Source organism: Hydrogenophaga flava NBRC 102514 (genome assembly GCF_001571145.1).
GTDB classification, from domain to species: domain Bacteria; phylum Pseudomonadota; class Gammaproteobacteria; order Burkholderiales; family Burkholderiaceae_C; genus Hydrogenophaga; species Hydrogenophaga flava.
In genome coordinates this window covers 48,893-63,791 of record NZ_BCTF01000015.1, presented here as the reverse complement: position 1 = coordinate 63,791, position 14,899 = coordinate 48,893, and the positions used below count along the sequence as shown (strand labels likewise).

The window sequence follows — 14,899 nt, the reverse complement described above, 5'->3', positions numbered from 1 at the left end:
AATGACAAAGGCGGCCGAAGCCGCCCTGTCATTGTGTCGCAGGCGCCGCGTCACTTCTTGTCGCGCAGCTCCCTGCGGAGAATCTTGCCCACCGGCGTCTTGGGCATCTCCGTGCGGAACTCGACCACCTTGGGCTGCTTGTAGCCTGTGAGATTGGCCTTGCAGAACTCGCGCACCTGCGCCTCGGTCAGCGCGGGGTCCTTCTTGACGATCACCAGCTTGACCGCCTCGCCCGACTTCTCGTCGGGCACACCCACCACGGCACATTCCATCACGCCCGGCAGCTGGGCCACCACGTCCTCGACCTCGTTGGGATAGACGTTGAAGCCGCTGACCAGCACCATGTCCTTCTTGCGGTCCACGATCTTGAAGTAGCCGCGCGTGTCCATGATGCCCACGTCGCCGGTCTTGAAGAACCCGTCGGCGGTCATGACCTTGGCGGTCTCGTCGGGGCGTTGCCAGTAGCCGGCCATCACCTGCGGGCCCTTGATGGCGATCTCGCCGGGCTGGCCCTGCGGCACCTCGTTGCCCTCGTCGTCCAGGCACTTGAGCCAGGTGTTGGGCAGGGGCACGCCGATGGTGCCGGTGAACTCGGTGTTGGTCACCGGGTTGCAGGTGGCCGAGGGACTGGTCTCCGACAGGCCGTAGCCCTCGCAGATCGGGCAGCCCGTCTTCTCCAGCCACAGCTTGGCGACCGCGCCCTGCACCGCCATGCCGCCGCCCACGGACACCTTGAGGTTGCGCCAGTTCACGGTGTTGAACTCGGGGTGGTTGGCCAGGCCGTTGAACAGCGTGTTGACCGCCGGGAAGCTGTGGAAGGTGTGTTTGCTCAGTTCCTTGAGCACCGCCGGCAGGTCGCGCGGATTGGGAATCAGGATCACTTTGCCGCCGGTGCGCATGCCCAGCATCATGTTCACCGTGAAGGCGAAGATGTGGTACAGCGGCAGGGCGCAGACGCTGGTGGGTTGCTCGCCGACCGGCACCTTGCTCATGACCGGCGCGTTCCAGGCCTCGGACTGCAGCACGTTGACCAGCACGTTGCGGTGCAGCAGCACCGCGCCCTTGCTGACGCCAGTGGTGCCGCCGGTGTACTGCAGCACCGCCACATCGTCGGGCCGGATGTCCGGGCGCTTGAGCGTGCCGCGCGTGCCGCGCGCAATGGCCTCGTTGAAGCGCACCGCCTGCGGCAGGTCGAAGGCCGGCACCATCTTCTTCACGTTGCGCACGACGTAGTTGACGATGCCACCCTTGATCAGGCCCAGCAGGTCGCCCATGGCGGCCAGCACCACGTGCTTGACCGGCGTCGCCGAGATGCACTGTTCCAGCGTCGCAGCGAAGTTCTCGATGATGACGATGGCCTTCGCGCCCGAGTCCTTGAGCTGGTGCTCCAGTTCGCGCGCGGTGTAGAGCGGGTTGACGTTCACCACCACGAAGCCGGCGCGCAGGATGCCGGCCACAGCCACCGGGTACTGCGGCACGTTGGGCATCATGATCGCGACGCGATCGCCCTTGACCAGCCCGAGACCCTGCAGATAGGCCGCGAACGCCTGCGACAGGCTGTCGACCTGCGCATAGCCCACGTCCTTGCCCATGAAGCTGTAGGCGGTGCTGGCGGCGTGCTTCTGGAAGCTCTCTTCCAGCAGGTGCACCAGCGAAGGATATTGCTCGACGTCGATGTCGGCCGGCACACCGTCCGGATACGCGCCCAGCCAGGGGCGGGCGGCGGACGCCTGCGTCGGTTCAGTCATGAAAGGGTCTCCAGGGTCGATGTTGTCGTTCAGCATGCATTTTCCCGTTCAGGCCCGGAACCCCGAGCGCGTGTTTTCCCTGACGCGATTCTGACGCATGGTCCACGGGCGGCAATTCTTGAACCTCTCACGCTATCAAAAGTGAGAGCTCGGCCAGCCAGCGCCCCAAAGAACAAGGCCCGGACTCACCGGGCCTTGGCAGGATGACCAGCGGCCTCAGCCGCGCAGCGCGGCGAGCACTTCGTCAAGCATCTTCTTGGCGTCGCCGAACAGCATGCGGTTGTTGTCCTTGTAGAAGAGCGGGTTGTCCACGCCGGCGTAGCCGCTGGCCATGGAGCGCTTCATGACGATGCTGGTGCGCGCCTTCCAGACTTCGAGCACCGGCATGCCGGCGATCGGGCTGGTGGGGTCGTCCTGCGCGGCCGGGTTCACGATGTCGTTGGCGCCGATCACCATGGTCACGTCGGTGTCCGGGAAGTCCTCGTTGATCTCGTCCATCTCCAGCACGATGTCGTAGGGCACCTTGGCCTCGGCCAGCAGCACGTTCATGTGGCCGGGCATGCGGCCGGCCACCGGGTGGATGCCGAAGCGCACGTTCACGCCCTTCTCGCGCAGCAGCTTGGTGATCTCGAACACCGTGTGCTGGGCCTGCGCCACGGCCATGCCGTAACCGGGCACGATGATCACGTTTTTGGCTTCGCGCAGCATCTCGGCGGTTTCCGTGGCGCTGACCGGCGTCACCTCGCCCTGCGGCTCGGCCGCAGCACCCGCGGCCGCCTTGGGTGCGGGCGCACCGCCGCCGAAACCGCCGGCGATCACGCTGATGAAGTTGCGGTTCATCGCGCGGCACATGATGTAGCTGAGGATGGCGCCCGAGGAGCCCACCAGCGCACCGACCACGATCAGCAGGTCGTTGCTGAGCATGAAGCCGGTGGCCGCAGCCGCCCAGCCGGAGTAGCTGTTGAGCATCGAGACCACGACGGGCATGTCGGCGCCGCCGATGGCCATCACCATGTGGATGCCGAACAGCAGCGCGATCACCGTCATCACGATCAGCGGCGTCATGCCGGCCTGGATGTCGTGCGCGTTCAAAAAGGCGCGGCCGAACCAGATGACGACCAGCAGGCCAGCCAGGTTCAGGAAATGGCGGCCGGGCAGCAGCAGCGGCTTGCCGCCGATGCGGCCGGACAACTTGCCGAACGCGATGAGCGAGCCCGAGAAGGTGACCGCGCCGATCAGGATGCCGATGTAGATCTCCATCTCGTGGATGGCTTTTTCGGCCGGCGTGGCGAAGACGGTGGAGGTGTCCACGTAGCTGGCGAAGCCCACCAGGCAGGCCGCCAGGCCCACCAGGCTGTGCATGAGCGCCACCAGCTCGGGCATCTGCGTCATCTGCACCTTCTTGGCAGCGATCAGGCCGATGGCGCCACCGACGACCAGCGCGCCGACGATGTACGGAATGCCGGCCGCAGTGACTCGCGGACCGAGCACGGTGGCCAGCACGGCGATGGTCATGCCGACCATGCCGAACAGGTTGCCGCGGCGGGCGGTTTCGGGGTTGGAGAGGCCGCCCAGGCTGAGGATGAACAGGATGGTGGCGCCGATGTAGGCCATGGTGGCCAGACTGGAGGTCATGGGATTCGTCCTCTTTCTTGTTATTTGCGGAACATCGCCAGCATGCGGCGCGTGACGGCAAAGCCGCCGAACATATTGATTGCCGTGAGCACCAGCGCCACCACCGCGCAGCCCAGGATCAGGGTGTTGGGCCGGTCGGCGGCACCGGCCGCATCCAGCGGCGGCGCGACCTGAATCAGCGCGCCGATGGCGATGATCGAGCTGATAGCGTTGGTCACGCTCATCAGCGGCGTGTGCAGGCTGGGCGTGACGTTCCACACCACCATGTAGCCCACGAAGCAGGCCAGCACGAACACCGTGAAGTGCGACAGGAAGGAGGCCGGCGCGTACATGCCCACCAGCGCGAACAGCAGCGCGCCGACACCGAACACGATGGCCAGGGACTTGGCCGACATCGGCTCGCCAGGGCCATGTCCATGGGCGGGTGCTTTGGGCATGGCCGCGGCGGGTTTGGCCGGCGGCTTGGGTGCAGCCGCGATGGGCGGTGCGGGCCAGGTGACCTCGCCGTCCTTGATCACGGTCAGGCCGCGGATCGCGTCGTCGGCCATGTTGACGTTGATCACGCCGTCCTTGGTCTTGCACAGCTCTTCGGTCAGGCGGAACAGGTTGGTGCCGTAGAGCGTGGACGACTGGCGCGCCATGCGCGAGGCCAGGTCGGTGTAGCCGACGATGGTCACACCGTGCTTCACCACGGCCTTGCCGGGCTCGGTGAGTTCGCAGTTGCCGCCCTGCTCGGCCGCCATGTCGACGATCACGCTGCCGGGCTTCATGCTGCGCACCATCTCGGCGGTGATCAGCTTGGGCGCCGGCTTGCCCGGGATCAGCGCGGTGGTGATGATGATGTCCACCTCGCGCGCCTGCTTGGCGTACATCTCGCGCTGCGCCGCCTGGAAGCCTTCGCTCATGACCTTGGCGTAGCCGCCGCCGCCCGAGCCTTCTTCTTCGTAGTCGACCTTCACGAACTCGCCACCGAGGGAGACCACCTGGTCGGCCACCTCGGCGCGCGTGTCGTTGGCGCGCACGATAGCGCCCAGGCTGGCGGCCGCACCGATGGCGGCGAGACCCGCCACCCCTGCACCGGCGATGAACACCTTGGCCGGTGGCACCTTGCCCGCGGCCGTGATCTGGCCGTTGAAGAAGCGGCCGAAGGCGTTGGCCGCCTCGACCACGGCGCGGTAGCCGCTGACGCCGGCCATCGAGGTCAGCGCGTCCATCTTCTGCGCGCGGCTGAGCGTGCGCGGCAGGCAGTCGATGGCCAGCACCGTGACCTTCTTCGCCGCCAGCTGCTGCATCAGGTCGGGGTTCTGGGCCGGCCAGACGAAACCGATCAGGGTCTGACCCGCGTGCATCAGCGCCACTTCGTCGGCAGTCGGCGGGCGCACCTTGAAGACGATGTCGGCGCTGTTCCACAGCTCGGCGGTCGAGCCGGCGATGGACGCGCCCGCTTCGCGGTAGGCGTCGTCGGACAGGTCGGCCAGTTCGCCGGCACCGGTCTCCACCACCACGCCGAAGCCCAGCTTGGCGAGCTTGGTGACCACGTCGGGCACGGTGGCCACGCGCTTTTCTCCAGGGAAGATTTCACGGGGGATGCCGATGCGCTGCGGGGTGGCAGCGGCGGTGTCGGTCGGGGCGCCAGAAGTCATGGGCAGGTCCTCAATGCAGGAAGTTCAAGAAACAGAATAGGGCCGGTCAGCCGCCGTCTGCCACGGCGGGCTGCTGCGGCGACGGTGGCGCGACCACCTGAAGGGGTGGCATGTCCAAGCGGCCAGAGAGCGAATAGACGCTGCTCTTGACTGCATCCTTGAGCTGGCGCCCCCAGGCCACATGGGCAGGCGGCACGTCCTTGGGCAGTGCGTCCGCGGCGGCCGTGCCGTCGGCACTGATCGGAAACAACGTGAAGACGCGCACATCCACGAACGACCCCGTGGAGATCGCATGCCGGCTCCACACGGTGTAGAACGGTGGCAGCTTGGCGCCTTCGGCCAACAGCTCGCCTTCCAGCTGGGGCGCCAGCGCCTTGATCACACTGGCGCCGTTGTACCGCGGCATCACGGTGAGGCACTGCGCGAAGCTGGCCTTGAAACCCTCGTTGCCTTCGCGGTAGTTGCGGTCATCGGACTTGCAATTGGGCGAGTAGGACATGTAGCCGCCCCGTCCACCGCCCATCCCAGCCGAGTTGGTGCTCACCAGGACCAGCACGGGCGCTTCGCGGACGGACTCGGCGCGGACAAACAACTTGGCCTGCACCTCCAGCGCGCCCGATTTTTCTCCCCCGTAGGCCTGCGTCGCATCCGGCAACGGCACTTCCTTCCAGCCCTCGTCGGCAAACCGGATGTCCACCCGCCCGACCGAGAACTCGGCCGCGTGGCCGGTCACCGCCCCCCACAGCATCCATCCGCAGACCGCGGCCTTCCACATTCCTCTGGACATCTTGTTGGTTCCCATCGTGCGTGCCGGGCCCTCCGCCCGGTGTTGTTCGTGTCGCCAGCCGGCGCCGTCCCTGGTCGGCGCCAGCACCCGTCCACGGGCACTCCTGGCAGCGCGCCAGCTTAACCGACGCCCTTCGGGCCTTCACCACCTGCAAGCCCTTGTCGCACAAGGGTTTGTACCAAGCATCGGGTGTGCCGAGGCCCATCGCATTCCGGCGGAATTTCATGATGCGGCAGAAGGTCCCGTTCAAAGGAACACCCGAACGGTCGGTCGGGATAATGGCGCCATGAATACCCGATGGAAACCCAGTGTCACCGTGGCCGCGATCATCGAGCGCGAGGGCCGCTACCTGCTGGTGGAGGAAGAGACGCCCGAGGGTCTGCGCCTGAACAACCCGGCCGGGCACCTGGACCCGGGCGAGAGCCCCGAACAGGGCGTGGCGCGCGAGGCATTGGAAGAGACGGCCTTCGCCTTCCGGCCGACCGCGCTGGTGGGCATCTATCTCTCGCGCTTCCAGCGCGAGCGCACGGGTGAGGACATCACCTACCTGCGCTTCGCCTACTGCGGCGAGCTGGGCGACTTCGATGCCCACCGCACGCTCGACACCGGCATCGTGCGCACCCTGTGGATGACGCCCGACGAGGTGCGCGCCAGCACGGACCGCCACCGCAGCCCGCTGGTGCTGCGCTGCATCGAGGACCACCTGGCGGGGCAGCGCTTCGCCCTGGAGACGGTGCACACCGACCTGTCCGTGTTCCAGGCGCGCTGAACACGGCCCGGACTTGGCCGCGCACGGGCGGCTCACTATCATCAGCGGCTCCTACCCACGGTTTTCCCGACACAGGCGCTGCCCACTTGGAAACCCCAGGCACTCCCCCGCTGCTGCCACTGGAACTGCTGGCCATGATGGCGCGCGGCGTGTCGGTCATCGTGAGTTCCTGCGGTCCGGACCTGACACCCAGCCTGATGCGCGCGGTGGGCAGCCAGGTGGGGCCGCAGGGCGAACAGGTCACGGTGTTCCTCAACCGCGCGCAGTCGGCGCAGCTGCTGCGCGATGTGGCGCGCACCGGCCGCGTCGCGGTGGTGTTCAGCGAGCCCCACAGCCACCGCACGGTGCAGCTCAAATCGAACAGTGCGCGCCTGCGCGAGGTCACGCCCGACGATGTGCCCGCGCTGCAGCGCTATCTGCTGGCCATGCAGGGCGAGCTGGGCCGCATCGGCTTCGCCCCCGACTTCGCCGCCGCCATGCTGGCTTACCGGCTGGACGACCTGAGCGCCGTCACCTTCGCGCACGAGCAGGCCTTCGACCAGACCCCCGGTCCCCGGGCGGGCCAGCCGCTGGGAGGGCCGGCATGAACGGTACGGTCACGCTGGGCGAGGTGCGGCCCTGTTTCGAAGGGGCCATCCCGGCCATCATGGCCACCACGGCGGCCGACGGCACGCCCAACGTGGCCTACATCTCGCAGGTGTTCCATGTGGACGAGCGGCATGTGGCGCTGTCGTTCCAGTTCTTCAACAAGACGCGCCGCAACATCCTGGAGCACCCGCGCGCCACCGTGCTGCTGCTGCACCCGGTGACGGCGCAGTTCTACCGGCTGCACCTGCGCTACCTGCGCACCGAAACCGGTGGCCCGGTGTTCGAGAGCATGAAGGCGCAGCTGGCGGGCATCGCCTCGCACAGCGGCATGGCCAGCGTCTTCGTGCTGCGCGGCTCCGACATCTACGAGGTGCTCGACATCGAGCGGGTGGCCGGCGAGCCGCTGCCTGGCGACGCGCCGCGCTGCAGCCTGCTGGGCGCGCTGCGCCGCGGCAGCGAGCGGCTGGCCCGCGCCACCACGCTAGACGATGCGCTGGAGGCCACGCTGCGGACGCTCGAACACGACATGGACATCGCCCACGCGATGGTGCTGATCGCCGACCCCGCCACGCTGCGCCTCTACACCGTGGCCAGCCGCGGCTACGCCACCTCGGGCGTGGGATCGGAGATCGCGCTGGGCGATGGCGTCATCGGCGTGGCCGCCCGTGAAGGCACGCCGGTGCGCATCACGCACATGACCAGCGCCTACCTCTACAGCCAGGCGGTGCGCAGCGGCCTCCAAGACCGGGGCCTGGCGCCGGAGGACATGACCGAGATCCCCTACCCCGGGCTGCCCGAGCCGCACAGCCAGCTGGCGGTGCCGCTGCGCTCGGGCGACCGGGTGCTGGGTGTGTTGTTCGTCGAAAGCCCGCAGGACCTGCGCTTCAACTTCGAGGACGAGGACCTGCTGGTCACGCTGGCGGGCCAGCTGGCCGCGGCCATCGACCGGCTGCAGGAAATGCCGGAGGCGGGCGAACACACCGAGGGTGTCGCCCCCGAGCCGGCCGTGGCGCCGCCGCGGGGACCGGACCTGCAGGTGCGCTACTACCCGGCCAACCACAGCGTCTTCATCAACAACGCGTACCTCATCAAGGGCGTGGCCGGCGCCATCCTCTGGAAGCTGCTGCAGGTGCACCGCCGCGACGGCCGCCAGGAGTTCTGCAACCGCGAACTGCGGCTCGACCCCGAGCTGGGCCTGCCCGACGTGGCGGACAACCTGGAAGCGCGGCTGCTGCTGCTCGCGCGCCGCCTGCAGGAGCAGTGCCCGGCGCTGCGCATCGAGAAGACCGGCCGCGGGCGCTTCCGCCTGCAGGTGGGGGCCGCGGTCCACCTCCAGACCGTGCAGGCCTGAAGGTCGACCGCTCTCTCACACCGCTTCCACCAGCCCCGGCACCGCCGGCAGGCCCAGCCCGGCGCTCAGCTTGGCCCAGTCGCGCGGCGACAGGTGCGGCTGCACGACATCGAGCACCGCGCGGAACACCGGCTCCGGCGCTTCCTGGCGCATGCCGCCCAGCACCGACAGCCGCTCGGGCGCGTTCATCTGCGGCAGCATCCAGCGCATCACCTGCATCATCTCGCCCGGCGGGATGGTCGCCACCAGCGCGCCGTGGATCGCGCGCAGCTCGTCGTCGGTGTAGGCGCACCACAGGGCTGCGTTGTGTTCGGTTTCTTCCACATGCATGTGCCGCAGGTTCTCGGCCACGAACAGCGAGAGGTCGAGGTACAGCGTGTGCAGGGCACCTGACCGTTGCGCGGCGTCCAGCGTGTCCAGGCGCTGCGCCGCTGCCCGCAGGTGGGCGATGTGCTGCAGGTGGTCCAGGTGCTCCTGCGCCACGTCGGCGCTGAGGCCCGCCGTGCGCGCCTCGATGGCGGGGTGCACGAAGTTGTTCTCGTGGTGCACGTGGGACACGCACAGGTCCATCAGCGCGCAGACGCGGGCCCCGGCGTCGGTCACGTCCTGCGGGTCGGTCGGGTCGGCGCGACCGACCGCCAGCAGGCACTCGGCCATGACGGCGCGCAGCGCCTTGTGGATGCCGGCGTACAGGTCCTCGCGACCGGCGGCCTGGCTGGCTTCGGCCAGCTGTTTCATTTCCTGTTGGGTGAATTTCATGATGACTTCCTTGTGCGGACCGGGTCCGCTTTTGCTGCCTGGCGACAGCGCCCCATGCGTTGCCTGCCATGGGAAGAAAGTCTAAAAATCCGTGCCCGGACGCGCTGCTAAATAGCGCTTAAGAACATCCTAAAAAGACCTTAAGCGCGCCGATTCACTCAGAACCGCTCACCCGACCGCGCCCCTGCTTGATCTGCGCCCGGCTGGCCTTGCCGGCCAGGCGGCGCTGCTTCGACGCCAGCGTGGGCCGAGTGGCCTTGCGCGCCTTGGGCACGTGGGCGGCGGCGTTCACCAGCGCCTGCAGCCGCGCCAGCGCGTCGGCCTTGTTCTGTTCCAGGCTGCGGCTGGTCTGGGCCTTGATGACGATCACGCCCTGTTCGGTGATGCGCTGGTCGCCGTGCGCGAGCAGCCGCGCTTTCACCGCCTCGGGCAGCGAAGACGCGGCCACATCGAAGCGCAGGTGCACGGCGTTGGAGACCTTGTTGACGTTCTGCCCGCCCGCACCCTGGGCACGGATGGCGGTGAATTCCACTTCGGAAGGAGCGATGCGCAGCATGGTGCGGCGCAGTGTGCCACGCTCAGTAGCGCTCTTTGACGCCCGTGACCATCGCCTTGACCAGGCGGGTGCGCTCGATGCGCCCCATCACGATGGCGGAGGCGGCGTGCAGGCCGGCCGAGATCAGCAGCGCGTGGGCCAGCACCTCGTGCAGCTCCTGCAGCCACTCTTCACCGAAGTAAGCGTCGGTGCCCTGCATCCAACCCGTGATGCCAAGCGCGATCACGAGGCCCATGAGCAGGAACATCATCAGGGCACCCAGCGGGTTGTGGCCCCAGTGGTGTTCGGGGTGGCCCGCACGCATCGCCTGGACATGCCGCAGCAGCCGGGACGGCGTCGGGAAAAAGTCGGAGAAACGCGCATGGCGCGAACCGATGAAGCCCCAGACGATCCGCGCGACCACGAGTGCAGCGGCCAGATAGCCGGCCCACTCGTGGGGCGTTTCGCCCTCCTCGAGCACGAACTGATTGAGCAGCACGGTGCTGACCAGGGTCCAGTGAAAGACACGGACAAACAGGTCCCAGACCGGGCGGCTGGGCTCGGAGAGCGCAGGGGTCTTCATCGCGTCAATGGAATTACTTGGTTTCGAGCACGGCGGCGGTCACGGGGTCGAAGTAGATCTCGACCTTCTTGCCGGCCTTGTCAAAGCCATAGATCTCGTAGCACTCGCCCTTGGAGACCTTGAAGGTCTTGATCTGGTAGCCCTTGTCTTCCAGGCCCTTCTTGAACTGGGCTTCGGGCATCCACTTTTCCTTGGGTTGTTCGCACTTGGGGCCGGCCAGAGCAACACCGGAGACGGCGACCATGAGGGCGGCGACAGCAATCGATTTCATCGGAAACATCCTTTTCAATAGCATCCCAGCACGTGCTGGTGAGGGCATTGAAACGGCGCCGGATTAGCTCGACCTTAAATGGGCTGTGTGATTGTGTGACCGTCTGTGTGACGGCTCTCGGGTGCGGCCTCCGCCGCGCCTCAGGCGGATTCGGGGCGCGGAGCGCGGGCGCTGCGCCACATCAGCAGCACCGCCAGCAGCGCCGAGGCCACCATCAGGAACAGGCTGACGGCGTTGAGCACCGGCGTCGCGCCCTCGCGCATGCGGCCGTACATCAGCACCGTCAGCGGCGCGTCCGAGCCCACCAGCATCAGCGTGGTGTTGAAGTTCTCGAACGACATCAGGAAGGCCATGGCCGCGGCGCCGATCATGCTGGGCCGCAGGTAGGGCAGCGTGATGGTCCAGAGCACCGCCGCGCGGCTGGCGCCGAGGTTGAGCGCAGCCTCTTCGAGCGTGCGGTCGAAGCGGCGCAGGCTGGCCGAGATGGTCAGCGTGGCGATAGTGACGATGTAGCTGAACTGGCCCAGGATCACCAGCGGCAGGCCGGGACGCAGGAAGTCGAGTTCGAGCCCCCAGGTGGCGTCGGCAAAGTTGGCGATGCGGCTGGCGAAAGCGAGGATGGAGATGCCCAGGATCACGCCCGGAATCACCAGCGGCACCATGGACAGCAGCGCCACCGCGCTCTTGCCCGGGAACTCGAAGCGTTCCAGCAGGAAGGCGTTGCAGGTGCCGACCACCACCGACAGGACCGTCACCCAGAGCGCCACCCAGGCGCTCACGCCGATGGCCTTGAGCAGCTCGGCGTCGTGCAGCAGGCCGGTGCGGCTGTCGCTGTCGGCGAAGAACCAGTCGAGCGTGAAACCCATCCAGGGCGGCGTCGGGTAGTCGGCGTTGTTGAACGCGAACACCGCCACCACCACCAGCGGCACGAACAGGAAGACAAAAAACACGCCGACGAAAGCGGCGAGGCCGTAGCGCTGTGAAGCAGGTCTTGGAAGGCTGGGAATCATGTCAGCTCGCCTTCATGACCGCGCCGAAACGCTGCCCCGTCAGTTTGAGTCCTGCCCACACCAGCAGGCTGGAGAGGAACAGCAACAGGAAGCCGAAGGCCGCGCCCTGGTTCCAGTTGAAGCGGGTGATGAACTGGGTGTAGATCTGCTCGGTGAACCAGAGCGAGTCCTTGCCGCCCAGCAGCGTGGGCGTGAGGTAGTTGCCCAGGCAGAGCATGAAGACCACGATGGAGCCGGCGGCGATGCCCGGGGCGGCGTGCGGGATGACGATGCGGCGCACGATGTTGGCGATGCTGCCGCCGAGGTCGTAGGCCGCCTCGATCAGGCTGTCGTCCAGGCTCTCCAGACTGTTGACCAGCGGGATCACCATGAACAGCAGCGAGGCGTAGACCAGGCCCACCAGGATGGTGGCGTCGTGGTACAGCAGCTCGACCGGCTGGTTCGCAAGGCCGGTCGCCTGCAGCAGGCCCGAGACCACGCCGGTCTCGCGCAGCAGGATCAGCCAGCCCAGGGTGCGCACCATCTCGCTGACCCAGAAGGGCAGCAGGCACAACACCAGCATCACCATCTTCAGCCGCCCCTTGGCGACCTTGGCGATGTACCAGGCGGCGGGAAAGGCGAGCAATAGCGTGAACAGCGTCGCCAGCACCGACATCACGGCCGTGCGCACGAAGGTGTTCCAGTACAGCGGCTCGTCGACGAAGGTGCGGTACTGGTCCAGGCTGGCCGCGTACTGGCCCGGCCCCACGCGGGCCTGCAGCGACAGCAGGGCCGGCTCGACGTGCGGCAGCACCACCAGCCCGCCCAGCCACAGCAGCGCTGGCGCGAGCAGGAAAAGCAGCATCCAGCGGCGGTGGGTCGCGACGTCCATGCCGCTCAGGCCGCGAAGCACCAGGCCTGCGCTGGCTGGTACGAGAAATGAACCGTCTCGCCGGCCCGCAGGTCGGCCAGGCGGCCGGTCAGCGGCAGCGCGATCTGCAGCGGCGCGCCGGTGCGCGCTTCCTGCACCTGCACGGTGGAGTTGCCACCGTCGAACAGCACCGCCTGCACGGTCGCGCCCCAGGCGGGTTCGCCCGCCGGCAGCTCGCGCGGGTTGCGCCCGATCTCGATAGCCTCGGGCCGGATGAACAGGCTGGCCGTCTGGCCCTGGTCCACCGCGCCGACGCGCTGCGCCCACAGGCCCAGGCCCGCGCCGGTGCGCAGCAGCACCTGGTCGCCGTTGCGGGTCTCGATCTGGCCTTCGATGCGGTTGTTGTGGCCGACAAAACCGGCGACGAACGCGGTCTGCGGCTGGTAATACAGGTCTTGCGGCGAACCGAGCTGCTCGAAGCGCCCGTGGTTCATCACCGCGACCTGGTCGGACATGACCAGCGCTTCGCTCTGGTCGTGCGTGATGTAGACGAAGGTGGTGCCCACCTCGGCCTGCAGCTGTTTCAACTCGACTTTCATGTGCTCGCGCAGCTTCAGGTCGAGTGCGCCCAGCGGCTCGTCCAGCAGCAGCAGCGCCGGCTCCAGCACCAGCGAGCGCGCGATCGCCACGCGCTGCTTCTGCCCGCCCGAGAGCTGGTCGATGCGCTTGCCCTCGCTGCCCGGCAGGCCGACGCGCCGCAGCATGTCGGTGACCTTGGCCTTCGCCGTCGAACCCTTCACACCCCGCCGCTCCAGTCCGTAGGCGATGTTCTCGCCCACGGTCATCATCGGGAACAGCGCCAGATGCTGGAACACCATGTTCACCGGCCGCCGGTTGGGCGGCACACCATTCATGGACTGGCCCTTGATCACGATGTCGCCGGCATCGGGCGCGATGAAGCCCGCGATCATGCGCAGCAGTGTGGTCTTGCCACAGCCCGAAGGCCCGAGGATGGAGAAGAAGGAACCAGAACGGACGCCGAAGCTCAGATCGTCGACCGCCGCAAACGCGCCATAGCGCTTGCGGACGGTCTGGATCTGCAGGTCGTAGGCGCCCGCGCGGTCCGCTGCGCTGGCAGCGGTCACGGCGGGGGCGATGGTCATCGGCTTACTTGGCGGCCTTGATGCGGTCGAGCACGCGGCCTTCGATGTCCTCGATGCCGGCGGGCACGGCCGGGTACCACTTGATGTTCTTCAGCGCGGCCTCGGGGAAGCTGTCGGCGAACTGCTTCTTGAGCACCGGGTCCATGCCGGCATCACCACCCTTGGCGGCGGTGAAGTTGCCGGCCGACGTGGCGACCTTGGCGGCGATTTCGGGGCGCATGTTGAAGTTGATCCAGGCGTAGGCGGCCTCGTCGTTCTTGCCCTTGGCCGGCAGGGCGAAGGTGTCGACCCAGCCCAGCGCGCCGGACTTGGGCGCGACGAACTTGATGTCCGGGTTGGTCTTGTTCAGGCCCCAGCCGCCGGTGTCCCACATCATGGCCGTGGTCAGCTCGCCCGAGCGCATGCCGGCCAGCAGCTGGTCCTTGCCGTCCCAGTAGAACTTCACGTTCTTCTTGCACTCGGTCAGTGCCTTGCCCACGTCGTCCATCAGCGCGCCGTAGGCCTTGGCGTCGCTGTACAGCGCGAACGGGTTCTTGCCCATGGAGAAGGCAAAGGCGATCAGGGTCGGGCGCTTCAGGCGCATGCTGACCTTGCCGGCGTTCTCGGCCGCACACAGGTCGGTGTAGTCGGCTGCCTTGGAGGTCTTGGTGTTCACCACCAGACCGTCGGTGCCCCAGATGTGCGGCACGGCGTAGACCTTGCCGCCCACGGTGGTGTTCAGGCGGGTGGCTTCGAGCATCGAGGGAATGAACTGCTCGGACTTGATCTTGGACAGGTCCATCGGCTTGTAGATGCCGAACTCGGCCTGCGGGCCGGCGATGCGGTCCTGGCTGGGCTGGGCCAGGTCGAAGCCGGCACCGGCGGTGGCGCGCAGCTTGGAAATCATTTCCTCGTTGTTCGAGAGCGTCACCTCGACCTTGATGCCGGTCTCCTTGGTGAACTGTTCCATCACGTCCTTGGGCACGTAGTCGGCCCAGGTGATCAGGCGGAGGGTCTTGTCCTGGGCATGGGCGGCGCCAACGGTCAGCAGCAGCGCGGCCAGGGCCACGCGGGAGATCTTGTTCTTCATGGGTGTGCTTTCAGTGTGGATGACGAAAACATGAACCGCGGCCGCGGGATTGCGGCCGACGTGGCGGAAACAGCGCAACGCAGAATCCGGCAAAGCCCAGCGTATGTCAAGCACGTGAAAGTCCCGTGACAGCGCGCC

15 protein-coding genes are annotated in these 14,899 nt (G+C 67.3%); 3 read left to right on the top strand and 12 right to left on the bottom strand.

The features are described 5' to 3' along the window. Positions 1–50: 50 nt before the first annotated feature. The 4 genes from HFL01S_RS14045 to HFL01S_RS14030 form a co-directional block, all read right to left on the bottom strand. Positions 51–1,748: a long-chain-fatty-acid--CoA ligase gene (locus tag HFL01S_RS14045; RefSeq protein ID WP_066259767.1), complete on the bottom strand. Its 1,698-nt coding sequence runs from the start codon at positions 1,746–1,748 to the stop codon at positions 51–53. A gap of 216 nt (positions 1,749–1,964) precedes the next feature. Then, on the bottom strand, positions 1,965–3,383 hold the full coding sequence (pntB, locus tag HFL01S_RS14040) for a Re/Si-specific NAD(P)(+) transhydrogenase subunit beta (RefSeq protein ID WP_066259560.1): 1,419 nt from the start codon (positions 3,381–3,383) through the stop codon (positions 1,965–1,967). A 20-nt stretch (positions 3,384–3,403) separates the two neighbouring features. After that, positions 3,404–5,026 (bottom strand): Re/Si-specific NAD(P)(+) transhydrogenase subunit alpha, encoded by a 1,623-nt coding sequence (locus HFL01S_RS14035; RefSeq protein WP_066259557.1) that lies wholly within the window; start codon positions 5,024–5,026, stop codon positions 3,404–3,406. Between the two features lie 46 nt (positions 5,027–5,072). After that, positions 5,073–5,813 (bottom strand): hypothetical protein, encoded by a 741-nt coding sequence (locus tag HFL01S_RS14030; RefSeq protein ID WP_157538875.1) that lies wholly within the window; start codon positions 5,811–5,813, stop codon positions 5,073–5,075. Between the two features lie 286 nt (positions 5,814–6,099). On the opposite strand from HFL01S_RS14030, the gene HFL01S_RS14025 reads away from it, so the two are divergent. The 3 genes from HFL01S_RS14025 to HFL01S_RS14015 all read left to right on the top strand — a co-directional run bounded on the left by HFL01S_RS14025 (position 6,100) and on the right by HFL01S_RS14015 (position 8,521). Next, positions 6,100–6,582 carry an NUDIX hydrolase gene (locus HFL01S_RS14025; protein WP_066259553.1) on the top strand — a complete coding sequence of 161 codons (483 nt, stop codon included), beginning with the start codon at positions 6,100–6,102 and terminating at the stop codon, positions 6,580–6,582. Between the two features lie 86 nt (positions 6,583–6,668). Further along, on the top strand, positions 6,669–7,169 hold the full coding sequence (locus HFL01S_RS14020; protein ID WP_245644815.1) for a hypothetical protein: 501 nt from the start codon (positions 6,669–6,671) through the stop codon (positions 7,167–7,169). Then, positions 7,166–8,521, top strand: a complete 1,356-nt coding sequence (locus HFL01S_RS14015; RefSeq protein WP_066259550.1) for a GAF domain-containing protein — start codon at positions 7,166–7,168, stop codon at positions 8,519–8,521. Before HFL01S_RS14020 ends, HFL01S_RS14015 begins: the two co-directional genes overlap by 4 nt. A 15-nt stretch (positions 8,522–8,536) precedes the next feature. Here HFL01S_RS14015 and HFL01S_RS14010 read toward each other — a convergent pair whose 3' ends face one another. From HFL01S_RS14010 to HFL01S_RS13975, 8 genes are all read right to left on the bottom strand, one after another. After that, complete coding sequence (locus HFL01S_RS14010) at positions 8,537–9,280, bottom strand: hemerythrin domain-containing protein (RefSeq protein ID WP_066259549.1); 744 nt, start codon at positions 9,278–9,280, stop codon at positions 8,537–8,539. Between the two features lie 154 nt (positions 9,281–9,434). Next, the gene (arfB, locus tag HFL01S_RS14005) at positions 9,435–9,836 is read right to left on the bottom strand and encodes an alternative ribosome rescue aminoacyl-tRNA hydrolase ArfB (RefSeq protein WP_066259547.1); all 402 of its coding nucleotides are present in this window, start codon (positions 9,834–9,836) and stop codon (positions 9,435–9,437) included. Between the two features lie 22 nt (positions 9,837–9,858). Next, positions 9,859–10,398 (bottom strand): cytochrome b/b6 domain-containing protein, encoded by a 540-nt coding sequence (locus HFL01S_RS14000; protein ID WP_066259541.1) that lies wholly within the window; start codon positions 10,396–10,398, stop codon positions 9,859–9,861. Between the two features lie 13 nt (positions 10,399–10,411). Then, complete coding sequence (locus HFL01S_RS13995; protein ID WP_066157162.1) at positions 10,412–10,669, bottom strand: PepSY domain-containing protein; 258 nt, start codon at positions 10,667–10,669, stop codon at positions 10,412–10,414. A gap of 140 nt (positions 10,670–10,809) precedes the next feature. Further along, positions 10,810–11,679: an ABC transporter permease gene (locus HFL01S_RS13990; RefSeq protein ID WP_066259538.1), complete on the bottom strand. Its 870-nt coding sequence runs from the start codon at positions 11,677–11,679 to the stop codon at positions 10,810–10,812. A gap of 1 nt (position 11,680) precedes the next feature. Continuing rightward, complete coding sequence (locus HFL01S_RS13985) at positions 11,681–12,550, bottom strand: ABC transporter permease (protein ID WP_066259536.1); 870 nt, start codon at positions 12,548–12,550, stop codon at positions 11,681–11,683. A gap of 5 nt (positions 12,551–12,555) precedes the next feature. Beyond that, the gene (locus HFL01S_RS13980) at positions 12,556–13,692 is read right to left on the bottom strand and encodes an ABC transporter ATP-binding protein (protein ID WP_066259534.1); all 1,137 of its coding nucleotides are present in this window, start codon (positions 13,690–13,692) and stop codon (positions 12,556–12,558) included. 4 nt (positions 13,693–13,696) lie between these two features. Then, positions 13,697–14,761, bottom strand: a complete 1,065-nt coding sequence (locus tag HFL01S_RS13975) for an extracellular solute-binding protein (protein ID WP_066259533.1) — start codon at positions 14,759–14,761, stop codon at positions 13,697–13,699. Between the last annotated feature and the right edge of the window lie 138 nt (positions 14,762–14,899).

What these genes read in the sequence shown, in the direction of transcription:
- HFL01S_RS14045 (WP_066259767.1), bottom strand. Translation starts at nt 1,748, where the DNA reads ATGACTGAACCGACGCAGGCGTCCGCCGCCCGCCCCTGGCTGGGCGCG.
- pntB (WP_066259560.1), bottom strand. Translation starts at nt 3,383, where the DNA reads ATGACCTCCAGTCTGGCCACCATGGCCTACATCGGCGCCACCATCCTG.
- HFL01S_RS14035 (WP_066259557.1), bottom strand. Translation starts at nt 5,026, where the DNA reads ATGACTTCTGGCGCCCCGACCGACACCGCCGCTGCCACCCCGCAGCGC.
- HFL01S_RS14030 (WP_157538875.1), bottom strand. Translation starts at nt 5,813, where the DNA reads ATGTCCAGAGGAATGTGGAAGGCCGCGGTCTGCGGATGGATGCTGTGG.
- HFL01S_RS14025 (WP_066259553.1), top strand. Translation starts at nt 6,100, where the DNA reads ATGAATACCCGATGGAAACCCAGTGTCACCGTGGCCGCGATCATCGAG.
- HFL01S_RS14015 (WP_066259550.1), top strand. Translation starts at nt 7,166, where the DNA reads ATGAACGGTACGGTCACGCTGGGCGAGGTGCGGCCCTGTTTCGAAGGG.
- HFL01S_RS14010 (WP_066259549.1), bottom strand. Translation starts at nt 9,280, where the DNA reads ATGAAATTCACCCAACAGGAAATGAAACAGCTGGCCGAAGCCAGCCAG.
- arfB (WP_066259547.1), bottom strand. Translation starts at nt 9,836, where the DNA reads ATGCTGCGCATCGCTCCTTCCGAAGTGGAATTCACCGCCATCCGTGCC.
- HFL01S_RS14000 (WP_066259541.1), bottom strand. Translation starts at nt 10,398, where the DNA reads ATGAAGACCCCTGCGCTCTCCGAGCCCAGCCGCCCGGTCTGGGACCTG.
- HFL01S_RS13995 (WP_066157162.1), bottom strand. Translation starts at nt 10,669, where the DNA reads ATGAAATCGATTGCTGTCGCCGCCCTCATGGTCGCCGTCTCCGGTGTT.
- HFL01S_RS13990 (WP_066259538.1), bottom strand. Translation starts at nt 11,679, where the DNA reads ATGATTCCCAGCCTTCCAAGACCTGCTTCACAGCGCTACGGCCTCGCC.
- HFL01S_RS13985 (WP_066259536.1), bottom strand. Translation starts at nt 12,550, where the DNA reads ATGGACGTCGCGACCCACCGCCGCTGGATGCTGCTTTTCCTGCTCGCG.
- HFL01S_RS13980 (WP_066259534.1), bottom strand. Translation starts at nt 13,692, where the DNA reads ATGACCATCGCCCCCGCCGTGACCGCTGCCAGCGCAGCGGACCGCGCG.
- HFL01S_RS13975 (WP_066259533.1), bottom strand. Translation starts at nt 14,761, where the DNA reads ATGAAGAACAAGATCTCCCGCGTGGCCCTGGCCGCGCTGCTGCTGACC.